This window comes from Streptomyces sp. M-16, from assembly GCF_052114405.1.
Taxonomy (GTDB): domain Bacteria; phylum Actinomycetota; class Actinomycetes; order Streptomycetales; family Streptomycetaceae; genus Streptomyces.
In genome coordinates, this window is record NZ_JBFRER010000032.1 from 69,639 (window position 1) to 82,461 (window position 12,823).

Genomic DNA, 12,823 nt, shown 5'->3' on the forward strand with positions numbered 1-12,823 from the left:
CCCCGGGCGCTCGAAGGCCGGCCGTCGAGGCTCCGGGGGCTCCGGGGGCTCCGGGGGAAGGACCGGTTAGGAGGCCGCCCGGGTTTCGGTGATCTCCACACCCGAGTCGCCGAAGGTCAGGCGGCAGGTGTCGGCGCGGTACGTGGCCACGGAGACGGCGGCGGTGCCCTCCGTCGTGAAGTAGCGGGTGGTCACGAGCAGCACGGGGGCGCCGGGCAGCCGGTCCAGTTCCTTGGCGTCGTCGGCGCGGGCGGAGCCCAGCTCGACCGAGCGGTCCTGCCCGTCGAGGGCGAGCCGCTGGAGTTCCCGCAGGACGGCGCGCGCCCGCGCGGGTCCGGCGGGGGCGTCGATGGCGGAGAGGCCGGGCACGGACGCGGCGGGCACGTACAGCAGCTCGGCGGCGACGGCCTGGCCCTGGGTGACCCGGGTCCGGCGCACGGTGTGCACGGGCTGGTCGGGGGCGGTGCCGAGGAGCTTCAGGACGGCGGCGGCGGGGACGGTCTCGGAGGCGTCCACGGCCTCCCAGCCGTCGGCGTCTTCGCCGGGCCAGCCGTGCTGCGTGCTGCCGACGGCGACGCCGACCCGCGGCGGGGCGACGGTGGTGCCGACTCCGCGGCGGCGCTGCAGTCGGCCTTCGAGTTCGAGCTGCTCCAGGGCCTGACGCAGGGTGGCGCGGGCGACGCCGAAACGCGCGGCGAGTTCACGCTCGTTCGGCAGGACCTCGCCGACCGCGAAGTCCTGGTCCAGCGCGTCGCTGAGCACGGTCTTGAGGTGCCAGTACTTCGGCTCCGGCACCGATTCGAGCTGCGTGGTCCCCACCCTGACTCCTCCTGCAATCGCCGCTATCGCCGTGTTCGAGCGGCAGTTCCGCACCGCAGTTCCGTGCCCTTGTTTATTAAAGGTTCCTGCACTATCCCTGCGACGATAGGACGGCGCACCCCCTTGGTCAAGACCAATGCTCGCCGCTTTGCCGGGCAGATCGGGCATATGCAGCAAGCCGTTCACAGGATGTTCTCGCTGCCCACCCGCCCTTCATCCCGACTTCCACCTCGGCCTTCCCCCGTCCGGAGGTCTTGTAGGCGGGGGCTACCGGGCGGTAATCATGGGCACAGTCGTTACTGACGGCCTGTCTCACACGCGTCCACCCGACGAGGAGCAGCATGACCGCCACGGTCTCGTTCACGATCGATTCGCCGCTCGGCCCCCGCCCCGCCACCGTCGCCTACGAACGCAAGGGCGCGGGGGAACCGCTCCTCCTGCTGCACGGCATCGGCCACCACTTCCAGGCGTGGCACCCGGTGAGCCACGTCCTGTCCGCCGACCACGACGTGATCGCCGTCGACCTGCCCGGCTTCGGCGCCTCCGCCCCGCTGCCGCCGGGGGTGCCCTACGACCTCGCCACCGTCGCCCCGGCCCTGGGGGCGCTCTGCGCCGCCCTCGGCGTCGAGCGCCCGCACGTCGCGGGGAACTCCCTCGGCGGGCTGCTCGCGCTGGAGATGGGGCGCAGCGGCCTCGTCCGCTCCGTCACCGCGCTCTCGCCGGCCGGGTTCTGGTCGGAGGGCGAGCGCCGGTACGCCTTCACGGCCCTGCGCGCCATGCGCGTCGGCGCGCGGTCGCTGCCCGGCCCCGCCCTGGAGCGGCTGTCGCGCAGCGCCCCCGGCCGGGCCGCGCTCACCGGCACCATCTACGCCCGCCCGGGCCGCCGTTCCCCCGGGGCCGTGGTCGCCGAGACCCTCGCCCTGCGGGACGCCACCGGCTTCGAGGAGACGCTGGCCGCGGGAGCCTGCGTACGGTTCGCGGACGACGTGCCGGGCATCCCCGTCACGATCGCCTGGGGGGCCCGCGACCGGCTGCTCCTGCCCCGGCAGGGCGTGCGCGCCAAGCACACCGTCCCCGGGGCGCGGCTGGTGCGGCTGCCGGGCTGCGGTCACGTGCCGATGAACGACGACCCGGCGCTGGTGGCGCGCGTGATCCTCGACACCGCACGGGCCGCGGCCCCGACCGCCCTGCGGTCATGAGCGGCTGACGGCTGTTCATCCGCGGTTCGCGTGGGCGACGCGGCCGGTCCGGTGTGCGGCGGCACACTGGTCCGGCCCGCCCCCGCCGCCCCCTGGAGACGACCCCGATGGCACCGATGCCGCACACCCGACGGTCCCTGCTCGGCGGTTCGCTCGCCGTCCCGCTGGGTCTCGCCCTGTCCACGGCGTTCGCCGCACCCGCCCTCGCCGCCTCGGCCGGGGCTCCCGCCTTCGTCCGCTCCGGCCGGCCGGCGGCGCTCTGGGGGGCCCAGTCCGGGGAGATCACCTCCTGCTCCGCCACCGTCTGGACGCGCTCGGACCGCCCCGCGCGGATGTACGTGGAGACCTCCCCCAGCGAGTCGTTCCGCTACGGGGTGCGCCGCCACGGCGGCCCGTTCCTCGGTCCGGCCACCGACTTCACCGGTACGGCCACCCTGCGCGACCTGCCGCCCGGCCGGCAGATCCACTACCGGGTCGTGCTGACCGACCCGGACGACCCGCGCCGCTCCGGCGAGCCGGTGCGCGGCGCCTTCCGCACCACGCCCGTCTCCCGCCGCGGCGACGTGCGCTTCCTGTGGTCCGGCGACCTGGCGGGCCAGGGCTGGGGCATCAACCCCGAACTCGGCGGCTACCGCGTCTTCGAGGAGATGCGGCTGCGCGACCCCGACTTCTTCCTCTTCAGCGGCGACACGATCTACGCCGACGGGCCGATCCAGGCCGCCGTGCCGCTGCCCGACGGACGCATCTGGCACAACGTCACGACCGAGGAGAAGGCGAAGGTCGCCGAGACCCTCACCGAGTTCCGCGGGAACTTCCGCTACAACCTGCTCGATCGCAATCTGCGCGACTTCTACGCCCAGGTCCCCGTCCTGGCCCAGTGGGACGACCACGAGGTGCGCAACAACTGGTACCCGGGCCAGCTGATCGACGATCCCCGCTACACCGTCAGGGACGTCGACACCCTCGCCGGCCGGGCCCGCCAGGCCTTCGGCGAGTACTTCCCGGTCACCGACCTGCGGGGCGGGCGCGCCGAGGGGCGGATGTACCGGGTGATGCGGCACGGCCCGCTGCTGGACGTGTTCGTGCTGGACATGCGCACGTACCGCGACGCCAACTCCCCCGGTCGCCAGACCGACGACCCGGTCGGCATCCTGGGCGCCGAACAACTCGCCTGGCTCAAGCGGGAACTCTCCCGCTCCCGTGCCACCTGGAAGGTCATCGCCGCCGACATGCCGCTGGGCATCGTCGTCCCCGACGGGGCGGTGAACTTCGAGGCGGTCGCCCAGGGCGACCCGGGGGCTCCGCTCGGGCGCGAGCTCCAGATCGCGGACCTCCTGCGCCACATCAAGCACCAGCACATCACGGGCACGCTCTGGCTCACCGCAGACGTCCACTACACGGCCGCCAACCACTACGCGCCCGAGCGCGCGGCCTTCTCCGACTTCGCGCCGTTCTGGGAGTTCGTGTCCGGCCCCATCGGCGCGGGCGGCTTCCCGGCAGGACGACTCGACGCCACCTTCGGCCCGCGTACGGCCTACGTCCAGTCGGCTCCGGTGCCCAACATGTCCCCGGCCGAGAACCCCCCGTACTACGGTGAGGTGGAGATCGACGGCGGCAGCGGGGAGCTCACGGTCCGGTTGCGCCGCCAGGGGGGCGGCGTACTCTTCACCCGGGTTCTCCAGCCGGGTCGCGTGGGACAGGAGTGACCGCAGGCGACTCCATCGGAAATCCGCCTGAAAACTGGAAGAAACCGGCCAGATCGACACTTAACCAGTCGGTCACAGATCGTTCGTGATCACGCAACACCCCTGAGCCACAGTGGTGTGCATGACTGACCGTACCCCCGCCTCCGCAGCCCCGCGTCCGCACCGCCACCACTGGCGCCGTGACCTCGTCGAACTCGCCGCCCTCTTCTGCGCCGTGGCGGTCGCCGACGGCATCGCGAACCTCGTCGCCCACGGCCCCGGAGGCCCCGTCCTGCTGGTGGCCTCGGCCGTCGCGCTCCTGGTCACGGCGGCCTTCCACACCTGGTGGGCCCGCCGGCACAGCCATGCGCCGCCCCCGGCCGACACCGCGTCCTCCGGTCCGGCGCCGCGCGCGGCGGCCGGGCCGTCGAACACCGGCGCCGGCACCTCCCTGTGGCGGATGCGGACGACCGTGCGCGACGAGCCCGGCAGCCTGGCGGCGCTGTGCACCGCGCTCGCCGGAAACCGCGTCGACATCCTGAACCTGCAGACCCACCCCCTCCCCGAGGGCGGCACGGTGGACGAGTTCCTGCTGCGCGCCCCGCAGGACCTGGCCTCCGGCGAGCTCACCCGCTCCGTCGCGCGGGCCGGTGGCCACAGCACCTGGATCGAACGCGCCGACGCCCACGACCTGGTGGACACCCCCACCCGGGTACTCGGCCTGGCCACCCGCACCGCCCTGGACGCCGCCGAACTCCCGCTCGCGCTGCGCCACCTGCTCGGCCGCTGCACCATCCACTCGATCCCGGCGACCACCCTCTCCGGCCGCCCCAACGCGGGCGCCGACGCCCCCGTCGAGGGGGTCCTGGAGGCGACCGTGATGCGGCTGCGCGACCCGTCGGGCGGCGCGATCACCGTCGAGCGGCCCTACCTGCCCTTCACCCCGACCGAGTTCGCCCGCGCCCGGGCCCTCGTCGAGCTCGACGCCCGCCTCGGCCCCCGCGTCCCGCGCAGCCAGGACGTCCTGACGCTGCCCGAGGGCAACGAGATCACCGTGCGCCGCGCCGACKGCGACGACCTCGCGGCCGCCCGCGCGATGCACGACCGCTGCACCGAGCGCACGCTCGGCCTGCGCTACCACGGCCCGGTCTCCGACGCGGACCGCTACCTGGGCCACCTGCTCAGCCCCCGCTTCGGCCGCACCCTCGCCGCCACCACCGCCTCCGGCAAGCTCGTCGCCCTCGGCCACCTGCTGTGGGACGGCGACGAGACCGAGGTGGCGCTGCTCATCGAGGACGACTGGCAGCGCCGCGGCATCGGCTCCGAACTCCTGCGCCGACTGCTGGCGATGGCCGTCGAGGCGGGCTGCGACAGCGTCTACGCGGTGACCCAGGCCGCCAACACCGGGATGGTCGCCGCCATGCGCGGTCTCGGGCTCCCCCTCGACTACCAGATCGAGGAGGGCACCCTGGTGATCACGGCCCGGCTGGACGCGACCCCGGTCCCCACGCGGCTGCCCTACGAACTCCCGCGCGCGCAGGCCCCGTACGAGGCACGGCCCCGGCACCAGCGCTGAGCCCGCGGGCCCGGACGGACACCGGCCGGGCCCGCAGCCGTCCTGGGGCCGCGCTCGACCCGGGATCGGGCGGCGCTGGGGCGCGGACCCGGCGGGACCCGGCCGGCGCCCCCGGCGTCCCGCCGCACCGCGGCTCGCGCCACCGGCCCGAAGTGGCCCCGCGCGTACGGTGGTCCGGCCCTCGCGGAGGACCGCCCCGCCCCGGCGGGGACGGCTCCGACAGGAGGCTGGGCTAGTACGGTGATGACGTAGGGGGCTCCCTCGTACGAAGATGGCCGCATGTCAGAGACCCTCCACAGCGACAGCGCAGCCCGTCTGCCCCGTCAGGTCGCCGACGCCTACGTCGACGACCTCATCGCCATCGACCCGATCACGGGCACCTACCTCGGTGTCGCCGCCAGCTCCGGCAGGCTGCCGGACTACTCCCCCGCCGGCCGCGCCGCCGCCGCCGAGCTGTCGCGCACCACCCTCGCCCGGCTCGACGCCGCCGAGCGGCTGCCCGGCGCCGACACCGACGCCGAGCGGCGCTGCGCCCGCCTGCTGCGCGAGCGGCTGAACGCCGAACTCGCGGTCCACGAGGCCGACGAGGACCTGCGCGCCGTCAGCAACATCCACTCCCCCGCGCACTCCGTCCGCGAGATCTTCACCGTGACCCCGGCGGACACCGAAGAGGACTGGGCCGCGATCGCCGAGCGGCTGCGCGCCGTGCCGGCCAGCTACGCCGGCTACCGCGAGAGCCTCGCCCTCGGCCTGGAGCGCGGGCTGTACGGCAGCCCGCGCCCCGCAGCCACCTTCGTCGAGCAGCTCACCACCTGGGCCGGCGAGGGCGCGGACGGAACCGGGGACTTCTTCGGCACGTTCGCCGCCGCCGGACCGGAGTCCCTGCGCGCGGAGCTGGACGAGGCGGCCGCCGCCGCGACCGCGGCCGTCGCCGAACTGCGCGACTGGATGCGCGACGTGTACGCCCCGGCCGTCGCGGACGCCCCCGACCCGGTGGGCCGCGAGCGCTACGCCCGCTGGTCGCGCTACTTCAACGGCACCGACCTGGACCTGGACGAGGCGTACGCCTACGGCTGGTCGGAATACCACCGGCTGCTCGCGGAGATGAAGGAGGAGGCCGCCAAGATCCTGCCCGGCGCCCCGGACCCGTGGGACGCGCTGCGGCACCTGGACCGGCACGGCACGCACATCGAGGGCGTCGACGAGGTCCGGAACTGGCTCCAGGGCCTGATGGACGAAGCCATCGAGAACCTCGACGGCACCCACTTCGAACTCGCCGACCGGGTCAAGCGCGTCGAGTCGATGATCGCCCCGGCGGGCGGCGCGGCGGCGCCGTACTACACCAACCCGTCGGAGGACTTCTCCCGTCCGGGCCGCACCTGGCTGCCGACCATGGGGCAGACCCGCTTCCCCGTATACGACCTGGTCTCCACCTGGTACCACGAGGGCGTGCCGGGCCACCACCTGCAGCTCGCGCAGTGGACCCACGTGGCAGACCAGCTGTCGCGCTACCAGGCGAGCGTGGGCCTGGTCAGCGCGAACGCCGAGGGCTGGGCGCTGTACGCGGAGCGCCTGATGGACGAGCTGGGCTACCTCAAGGACGCCGAGCAGCGCCTGGGCTACCTGGACTGCCAGATGATGCGCGCCGCGCGGGTGATCGTGGACATCGGCATGCACCTGGGGCTGGAGATCCCGGCGGACTCCCCGTTCCACCCGGGCGAGCGGTGGACGGTCGGGCTGGCGCAGGAGTTCTTCGGCCTGCACAGCGGCCGGCCGGCGGAGTTCATCGAGAGCGAGCTGACCCGCTACCTGTCGATGCCGGGACAGGCGATCGGGTACAAGCTGGGCGAGCGCGCCTGGCTGCTGGGCCGCGACAACGCCCGCGCCGCGCACGGCGAGTCCTTCGACCTGAAGGCGTGGCACATGGCCGCGCTGTCGCAGGGCTCGCTGGGTCTGGACGACCTGGTGGACGAGCTCTCGAAGCTCTGACCGCGCGGGCCGCGCACGGCGACGGGCCGTCCGTTCCCCCCGGGGGGATCGGGCGGCCCGTCGCCGTACGGACGGCCGCGCCCGCGCCGCGGTTCAGCAGCCGCAGTCGTCGGAGTCGGTGGGGGCGGTCAGCGGGTCGGCCCCGGCGCGCTGCTCGGTGCCCTGCCAGGTCTCGACCTCGAAGCCCTCGCGGATCCAGTACTCGATGCCGCCGAGCATCTCCTTGACCTGGAAGCCCATTTCGGCCAGGGCCAGGGCGGAACGGGTGCCGCCGTTGCAGCCGGGGCCCCAGCAGTACGTCACGACGGGCACGTTCCGGTCGAGGAGCCGCTCGGCCTGCTCCGGGATCAGGGCGGTGGGCAGGTGGATCGCACCGGGCACGTGGGCCTGGTCCCAGGAGGGGGTGGAGCGCGAGTCGACCAGCTGGAAGCCCAGCTCGGCGCCCTGTTCGCGGTGGGCCTTGAAGGCGGTGGCGACGTCGGACACGTCCGCGTGGAAGGCCAGGCTCGCGGCGAAGTACGCGGCGGCGGCCGCCGGGCTGGCCGCGGGGACCCGGAGCACGGGGTTGACCGTGGCGGGGGAGGGGGCGGTGGGCGTGTCGGTGAGCTGCGCGTTCGTCGTCATGGCTGAAAATCTACGAACTGTCGATAGCGCGGGGAAGTGGATTTCCCCGGCCTTTCCCTTGTTCTCCCGGGGATTCCACTGCTAGACCTGCAAACATGACCGACTATTCCCCCGACGCCACCGACTGGCGGATCCTGGCGGCCCTCCAGCAGGACGGCCGCGCCAGCTTCACCGAGCTGGCCCGTACCGTCTCCATGTCCGCGAGCGCCGTCACCGAGCGCGTCCGCCGCCTGGAGGAGGCCGGGATCATCACCGGCTACACGGCCGTGGTCGACCACGAGAAGCTCGGCAAGGCCGTCCTGGCGCTGGTGCGGCTGCGCTATCCGCACGGGAACTACAAGCCGTTCCACGACTTCCTGGACGCCACCACCGAGATCCTGGAGGCCCACCACGTGACCGGCGACGACTGCTTCGTCCTCAAGGTGGCCGCCCGCTCCATGGCGCACCTGGAGGAGGTCACGGGCCGGATCGCGGGACTGGGGCCGGTCACCACGAGCATCGTCTACTCGTCCCCGCTGTCCCGGCGACCGCTCAGTCCGTGACCCCCGCCGTGCGGTGGCGCACCACCGAGCCGCCGCGCTGCTTGACGATCTCCAGCTGGGCCTGGACCCGGGTGCGCAGGTCGCCCACGTGGCTGACGATGCCGACGCTGCGGTCCCGTTCGCGCAGCGAGTCCAGTACGTCCAGCACCTCGTCCAGCGCCTGGTCGTCGAGGCTGCCGAAGCCCTCGTCGATGAAGAGGGTGTCCAGGCGCATCCCGCCGGCCTCGTCGGTGACCACGTCGGCCAGGCCGAGGGCGAGGGCGAGGGAGGCGAAGAAGGTCTCGCCGCCCGAGAGGGTTGCGGTGTCGCGCTCGCTGCCGGTCCAGGCGTCCACCACGTGCAGACCCAGGCCGGAGCGGCCGCGTCCGCCCGCGCGGGCGTCGGAGTGGACGAGGGTGTAGCGCCCGCCGGACATGCGCAGCAGCCGGACCGTGGCGGCGGCGGCGACCTGCTCCAGCCGCGCGGCCAGGACGTACGCCTCCAGCCGCATCTTGCGTTCGTTGTCGGCGGAGGTGCCCGCGGTGAGCCCGGCGAGGCGGGCCACGCGCTCGTACGCCTCGCGCAGCGGGCCCAGGGCGCGCAGCTCCTGCTCGGCCTGGCGGGAGAGCCGGTCCAGTTCGGCGCAGCGCACGCGGGCGGCGTCGACGGCCGAGGCCGCGGCCCGCAGCCGGGCCGCGGCGCGTTCCTCGGCGGCCTCCGCGGTGTGCGGGTCGGCCGGGGGCAGGCCGGCGGCGGCGGCCGTGTCCCCTTCGGCGGCCCGCTCGGCGAGCATCGCCTCCTCGGCCTGCCAGGTGTCCGTCCGGTGCTGGAGGGCGGTGCGCTCGTACTCCGGCAGGACCGCGTCGGCCGCCGCCTCCACGGTGTCGAACCCGGCCTTGAAGGCGGCGTCGGCCAGCTGGTCGTCGGCCTCCTTCAGCCGTGCGGCGGTGACTTCGGCCCGGCGCAGCGAGGCGGCGGCGCCGGTGACCATCCGGATCCGGTCCTCCAGGGTGCGGGCGCGGGCGGCGACGCTGGGCGAGTCGCCCCGTACGAGGACCAGTTCGGCTTCCAGGGAGGCCTGTTCCCGGTCCAGGGCCTCGCGCCGGGAAGCCCTGGCCGCGGCCCGGCGCTCGGCGTCGAGCCGGTCCGAGCTGCGCGCGTCGTGCTCCCGTTCGGCGCGGGCGAGGCGCTCGCGGGCGGTGTGCAGTCCGGCGGCGTCCGCGTGGGCGGCGGCATGACGGGCGCTCAGATCGGCGGTGAGGGCGAGGAGTTCCGCGGTGCCGGACGCTCCGGCCGCGGAGGCTGCCTCGGCCTCGGCCTCGCGCACGGCGGCGAGCCTGCTTTCGACGGCGGCCCTGCGCTCCTCGGCCGCCTCGAAGCGGACGTGGGCGGCGTCCTCGGCGGCCCGGTCGACGTGCCCGGGGGCCGGCCGGGCGGGCGCGGGGTGCTCCGCCGACCCGCACACGGCACAGGGCTCCCCGGCGGTGAGGGCCGCGGCCAGTTCGGCGGCGATGCCGCGCAGCCGGGCCTCCTTGAGCTCCAGCCAGCGCTCGCGGGCCGCAGACGACTCCTCGCGCACGGAGAGCAGTTCGCCGCGGACGGCTTCGGCGTCGGCGGCGAGGGCGTCCCGCCGCCGGGCGGCGGTCAGCTGCATCCGGGCGGGCTCCAGGCGCCCCGCCAGCTGCTCGGCCAGCGTGGCGGCCTGCTGCGCGGCGTCGACCCGGTCCTGCAGAGCGGTCCGGGTGGCGTCCCAGCGGGCGAGCCAGTCGGCGGACTCCCGGTGCTGCTCCTCGGCGTCCCGCGACTCCCGCTCCAGGGTGGCGCGCTCACGGCCGATCTGGGCACTGCGCTGTTCCGCCCGCTGGGCGGCGCCGACCGCGCCGAGGTCCTCGCGCAGCCGCTGCTCGACGGTGGCCAGCTGCTCGGTGCCGGCTTCGGCGAGGGCCGGCGGGAGGGCGGCCCGGGCGAGGCTCTCGGCGTGCGCGGCGGTGAGGTGGGCCGCGGCGGCGGCTCCGCGCAGCTCAAGGGCGGGGGCCACGAGGGCGCCCCGGCGGGCCCGGTCCAGGAGGTCCCGTACCCGCTCGCGCTCCGGCCCGGCGGCCCGGAGCAGGGCGGCCCGGCGGGCGGTCTCGGCGTGGCGGCGCTGGAGCCGGTCGAGCTCCCGGGCCTCTTCGGCGGCGCGCCGCGCCGCGTGGTGGCGTCCCTCGACGGCGGCCAGCGCGTACTCGGCGACGGTGAGCCGTTCCCGGGCGGAGCAGCGGGCGACGGCCGCCCAGGCCCGGACGGCCGCGGCGAGGCCGGGGTCGCCCGGCTGGAGCGCGGGCAGCGGCCAGGCCCGCAGGTCGCCGCAGTCGCCGGCGGCCTGGGCGAGCCGCTGGGCGGCGGCGAGCACCTTCTCGTCGCCGGCCCGCACCTTGGCCTCGGCGGCCCGGCGGCGGTCGGCGAGGAGGGTCTCGACGGCGGCGAAGCGACGGGTGTCGAAGAGCCGTCCGAGCAGTCGGCCGCGGGCTTCGGCGCCGGCCCGCAGGAACTGGGCGAACTCCCCCTGCGGCAACAGCACCACCTGGCAGAACTGCTCGCGGCTCATGCCGAGGAGCTGTTCGATCTCCTCGGCGATCTCCTGGTGGGAGCGGCTCAGGGCCGTCCAGCCCTCCCCGGTGTGCTCGCGCAGCAGGCTCTGCGCCTTGTCCTTGGTGGTGCCGGAGCCGCGCTTCTTGGGGCGGTCCTGCTCGGGGCGCCGGGTGATCTCCAGGCGCCGCCCGCCCACGGTGAGTTCGAGGGTGACCGCGGTGGGGGTGTCGGGGGCCGCGTGGTCGCTGCGCAGGGTGGTGCCGGGGGCCTGGCGGGAGCCGGGCACGGATCCGTAGAGGGCGTAGCAGACGGCGTCGAGGACGGAGGTCTTGCCGGCGCCGGTGGGTCCGTGCAGCAGGAAGATCCCGGCGCCGGAGAGGGCGTCGAAGTCGATCCGCTGGGGTTCGGCGAAGGGGCCGAAGGCCGTCACTTCGAGCCGGTGCAGCCTCATCGGGCGCTCTCCTGACGGTGTTCCGCGCGGTCCTCGCGGGAGGCCTGGACGCGCACCTCGTCGAAGGCGGCGCGCAGCACGGTCCGCTCGGCCTCGTCGGCTCCGCCCCCGCCGCGCACGTGGGCGACGAAGTCCTCGGCGATCTCCTGGTCGCTGCGGCCCTTCAGGCGCTGGGCGTAGGAGGCCGCGCCGTCCTCCTCGCGGCCTTCGGGGTCGAAGGCGAGGCTGAGGGTGTGGGGGAAGCGGGTGGCGAGCCGGGCCATGGGGTCCTCGGGTCGGACCGGGTCGGTGAGGGTGGCCTCGACCCAGCTGTCCTCGCGGGCGGCCAGCGCGGGATCGGCCAGGAGGTCCTCCAGGCGGCCGCGCAGCCGGGCGAGCGGGCGCGGGACCGGGGTGTCGATCCGCTCGGCGGTGACCTCCCCCGCCGGACCGAGCTCGACCAGCCACATGGTCTTGCGGTGGTCGGCCTCGGAGAAGGAGTAGGCCAGCGGGGAACCGGAGTAGCGGACCCGTTCGTTGATCGTCTGGCAGCCGTGGAGGTGGCCGAGGGCGGCGTAGTCGATCCCGTCGAAGACGGCCGCGGGCACGGCCTCGACCCCGCCGACGGCGATGTCGCGCTCGCTGTCGCTGGCCTGCCCGCCGGTGACGAAGGCGTGGGCGAGGACCACGGAGCGGGTGCCCGCGGCCCGGCCGGCGAGGTCGGCCCGGATCCGGTCCATGGCCGCGCCCAGCACGGCCTCGTGACTGACCTTCGGCGCGCCGAACTCGTCCTTGACCAGGGCGGGTTCCAGGTACGGCAGCCCGTAGAGGGCCACGTCACCGTGTACGTCGGCCAGCACCACGGGGTCGGCGCAGCCGGCCGGGTCGGTCCTGAGGTGGATCCCGGCCCGCCCGATCAGCCCGGCGCCGACCCCGAGGCGGCGGGCGGAGTCGTGGTTCCCGGAGATCATCACCGTCGGCACGCCGAGGTCGGCGAGCCGGTGCAGCGCCCGGTCGTAGAGCTCGACGGCGGGCAGCGGGGGAACGGCGCGGTCGTAGACGTCCCCGGAGACGAGGACGGCGTCGACCCGGTGCTCACGGACCGTCTCGACGAGGTGGTCGACGAAGGCGGCCTGGGCGCCGAGCAGGTTCACGCGGTGGAAGGACCGGCCCAGGTGCCAGTCGGAGGTGTGCAGGAACTTCACTCGACCGCTCCGACCCGCACGCTTGCTCTCCTCGTGTCCCCACGCCCGACCGGTCGGCACCGGCCTGCCCGCGGCCGGGCCGGGGCCTCGCCGACGGGCCCCGCACCGACCCTCCAGGCTAACCCCTTCCGCGCCCCGCTCCCCCGCCCGTTACGGGATCATGGCGGCGGCACGAAAGGTCTGTGGCCGAACTCCCCCCACGGC

9 protein-coding genes are annotated in these 12,823 nt (G+C 75.0%); 5 read left to right on the forward strand and 4 right to left on the reverse strand.

Going from position 1 to position 12,823, the window contains the following annotated elements; translation table 11 throughout:
- Positions 1–66: 66 nt before the first annotated feature.
- Positions 67–819 (reverse strand): GntR family transcriptional regulator, encoded by a 753-nt coding sequence (locus AB4039_RS17320; RefSeq protein ID WP_266837550.1) that lies wholly within the window; start codon positions 817–819, stop codon positions 67–69.
- Positions 820–1,160: 341 nt separating this feature from the next.
- Between AB4039_RS17320 and AB4039_RS17325 the strand changes: the two genes are divergently transcribed.
- From AB4039_RS17325 to AB4039_RS17340, 4 genes are all read left to right on the forward strand, one after another.
- The gene (locus AB4039_RS17325; RefSeq protein ID WP_266837552.1) at positions 1,161–2,018 is read left to right on the forward strand and encodes an alpha/beta fold hydrolase; all 858 of its coding nucleotides are present in this window, start codon (positions 1,161–1,163) and stop codon (positions 2,016–2,018) included.
- Between the two features lie 107 nt (positions 2,019–2,125).
- Positions 2,126–3,724 carry an alkaline phosphatase D family protein gene (locus tag AB4039_RS17330; RefSeq protein WP_442271130.1) on the forward strand — a complete coding sequence of 533 codons (1,599 nt, stop codon included), beginning with the start codon at positions 2,126–2,128 and terminating at the stop codon, positions 3,722–3,724.
- Positions 3,725–3,845: 121 nt separating this feature from the next.
- On the forward strand, positions 3,846–5,279 hold the full coding sequence (locus AB4039_RS17335) for a GNAT family N-acetyltransferase (protein WP_442271131.1): 1,434 nt from the start codon (positions 3,846–3,848) through the stop codon (positions 5,277–5,279).
- 279 nt (positions 5,280–5,558) lie between these two features.
- The gene (locus AB4039_RS17340) at positions 5,559–7,268 is read left to right on the forward strand and encodes a DUF885 domain-containing protein (RefSeq protein ID WP_266837556.1); all 1,710 of its coding nucleotides are present in this window, start codon (positions 5,559–5,561) and stop codon (positions 7,266–7,268) included.
- A gap of 93 nt (positions 7,269–7,361) precedes the next feature.
- Here the strand turns inward: AB4039_RS17340 and AB4039_RS17345 are convergent, their stop codons facing one another.
- A complete protein-coding gene (locus tag AB4039_RS17345) occupies positions 7,362–7,892 on the reverse strand; it encodes a rhodanese-like domain-containing protein (protein WP_266837558.1) in 531 nt (176 codons plus the stop codon).
- A gap of 95 nt (positions 7,893–7,987) precedes the next feature.
- Between AB4039_RS17345 and AB4039_RS17350 the strand changes: the two genes are divergently transcribed.
- Entirely contained in the window at positions 7,988–8,434 is a 447-nt protein-coding gene (locus AB4039_RS17350; RefSeq protein WP_266837560.1) for an Lrp/AsnC family transcriptional regulator, read from the forward strand.
- Here the strand turns inward: AB4039_RS17350 and AB4039_RS17355 are convergent.
- Both AB4039_RS17355 and AB4039_RS17360 read right to left on the reverse strand, forming a co-directional pair.
- The gene (locus AB4039_RS17355) at positions 8,424–11,435 is read right to left on the reverse strand and encodes an AAA family ATPase (RefSeq protein ID WP_442271132.1); all 3,012 of its coding nucleotides are present in this window, start codon (positions 11,433–11,435) and stop codon (positions 8,424–8,426) included. The two genes, AB4039_RS17350 and AB4039_RS17355, sit on opposite strands and share 11 nt — an antisense overlap.
- On the reverse strand, positions 11,432–12,619 hold the full coding sequence (locus AB4039_RS17360; protein ID WP_266837564.1) for an exonuclease SbcCD subunit D: 1,188 nt from the start codon (positions 12,617–12,619) through the stop codon (positions 11,432–11,434). The genes AB4039_RS17355 and AB4039_RS17360 overlap by 4 nt, the downstream gene beginning before the upstream one ends.
- Positions 12,620–12,823: the final 204 nt, after the last annotated feature.